1 protein-coding gene is annotated in these 2817 nt (G+C 39.2%); it reads right to left on the bottom strand.

Features of this window, described 5'->3' with window-relative positions; translation table 11 throughout:
- Positions 1-307 precede the first annotated feature (307 nt).
- Entirely contained in the window at positions 308-1834 is a 1527-nt protein-coding gene (locus ACFE90_RS37585; RefSeq protein ID WP_375507309.1) for a PAS domain-containing protein, read from the bottom strand.
- Positions 1835-2817: the final 983 nt, after the last annotated feature.

The following is a 2817-nucleotide window of genomic DNA, read 5'->3' as shown; positions in this document are numbered from 1 at the left end:
AAACTTACGCTTAAACTCAGATGAGTGAACTGTTTCAGACTTGTGTGTACACCGTAGCCTTGGTAAAAGGAGGGGTTGGGGATGGGGTATTAGGGACTTTTGCAAGAGGTCTATATTCTATCCAGTGTATCTCTAGCGGCGATCGCTAATCGGACTGATTATGAAGGAAACATGGATTTCTGAGCGCCGGATGATTCAATTGCCTGGATTAACTATATGATCGCCATATTTCAGCACCGAATGAGCTTGAATTACCCGGATGCAACCATCGCCTTGTCAATGCATCCTCCTGCCTAAGGTTAATTATCTAAAAGCTGGCGTGTTTTCTAATAGCGGTATAGTGTCTTGCTGTTGTATTCATCTCAATCACCAACTCTGTGCCTTGACCTAATTGAGAATTACACTTAAGTTTACCTTGATGTTTTTCAACTATAATTTCTCGACTAATTGATAGTCCTAGCCCTTGACTTTTGCCTACTGGCTTGGTCGTAAAAAATGGTTCAAATATATGTCGTTTTATATGAGGAAGTATGCCTTGACCATTGTCAGAAATGCGAATTATAATTTTGTGTTTTTTTCTTAGTAGTTTATCATTTACCCAAACTTCATTACTCTTGACTAATGATAAATGGCTGCTAATAATTTCCGTATGAATAAAAATATTTGGAGTAAAAAAATAATCATATTTCATCCTTTCTTCTAAAGCATCAATGGCATTAGTCAAGATGTTCATAAATACCTGATTTAGTTCACTAGGGTAACACTCGATTAAAGGCAATGCCCCAAAGTTTTTAATTACTTCAATTCCGATTCTATCAGGCTTTTCTTTGAGACGATGTTGCAAAATTCTGAGAACACTATCAAATCCTTCATGCAGATCAACTTTTTTCATTTGACCTTCGTCAGAAGTTGAGAAATTCTGCAAGGCAAAAACAATTTCTTTAACGCGCTCAGATCCGGCTCGCATTGACCATAGCAATTTTAAAAAATCTTTCTTCACGAAACCAAGGTCGAGGCGTTGCAGCTGTAAGGCTATGGCTGGTATCGGTGTGGGATAGTGATGTTGGTAAAGTTCAATAATTCTGATTAAGTCTTCAGCATATTGACTCGCAGGATGGAGATTGCCGTAGATGAAGCTAACGGGATTGTTAATTTCGTTAGCCATATCCGCCACCAGTTGACCGAGATTAGCCATTTTCTGGTTCTGCAATAACTGCTTTTGGGTATATTTGAGTTCTTCGAGGGTAGTTTCTAGCTGCTGTGATTTTTCCCTAGCTTGGTCTTCGGTAGACTGGAGTTGTTCAAATAGTTGGTATTGTTGAGTAGCGTAGGCGCAGCCCGTCGTAGACATCGCTTTATCTTGAGTAATATCCTTGTGCGTCCCCGCCATCCGCACTGGCTTACCGAATTCATCCCACTGAAATACTTTGCCACAAGTCAAAATCCACTTCCACTCCCCGGATTTGGTCAACATTCGCAATTCCACTTCAAACACAGGTGTGCATCCTTCCAGGTAATCATGCAACACCTGGCGAATTCTTGATAAATCCTGTGGATGTACAAGTTGTTCAAAGGATTTATGCTCATTTTCAATTTCGTCTACTCTATATCCCAGGATGCCCTTCCAGTGAGGATCATAATAGGTTTTGTTAGTTACTAAATTCCAATCCCACAACCCCAAGCCACTGGCTATTAATGCCATTTGTAAGGCGGCTTGTGAGCATTGACAAGTATCTAAATTCTCTTGAGATAAGTCTTTTGATTCTGGGAAACTCTGGGAATCTTGTACTGATAAAGCTTCCGGTTCATGGGTAGCGGGTTTTTCGGTATGCATAGCTGCTGGTACGGTGAGGAAGATATCCTGTAGCTCTCTCTACGCTGTCTTAGCACCCTGGGGGAGCAGGGGGCAGGGGAGAAAGATACGCTCATTCCAAAAGCAAAAAGGGTTTCAAAGCAAATAAATTTATTTATGGGATTTTCCCCTGCTCCCTTTTCCTCTTCCCTGACGATCCAGTTATGGATAAATCGTCTACTTAGTTAATTAGGCTGTCACTGCCCATATCATCAATTTGGATGGAATTTAGAAAAAGGTAATGCGATCGCAGTAACGATTTTTTAGAAAGAAATAGCTCCATTGTATGCATCTACATTCTAAGATATGTCTAAAAAAAGTAGTTCAAATCACATATAATTACCTAAAAACTCGAAAAAATTTGTAAAAAAATTTTATGCTGAAGTCATGTCAAATGTTTCAGGATACAAAAAAATTTGGAATGGATTCCTTTTTAAGCGATCGCTTGTCGATTTATACTCCAGACTAAAGCGATGTCTCCAACGGGCTACGCCTACGCCAGTTTTTGGCTCAATGATATACCAAAATGAATGCGTAAATTACTCTAATGAGTAAGCAAACTGGAGTTTGAGAAAGTAAAAGCTGCTTTTGCTTGCGGAAAACACTAAAATGAGAAAGTAAAAGCTGCTTTTGTTTGTGGAAAACACTAAAATGCGAAATTAAAAGCTGCTTTTGAGAAAGTAAAAGTTGCTTTTGAATAAGTAATCAGGCATTTTTACTTATTCAATATTAATTTTAGTCTAGGCGATACCTTCGGTAAGCTTGGCTAACGCGCTTTTCATTTTTATCACGGTACGCTTTGCACAAAACCTTTAAATTTGTATCCCCATGTAGTCTATTCTTGATTTGGGGGGAGGCGATCGCGAAGATCCGCCAGATTTTTATAAGTATCAATAGTGTCGGGATGATTCACGAACCTATCCCACTAATAATATTTTGTGAATCCAGATGTGGATAGTAGCGAG

The organism is uncultured Nostoc sp. (assembly GCF_964245445.1).
Taxonomy (GTDB): domain Bacteria; phylum Cyanobacteriota; class Cyanobacteriia; order Cyanobacteriales; family Nostocaceae; genus Nostoc.
This window is presented reverse-complemented; position numbering and strand designations above follow the sequence as displayed.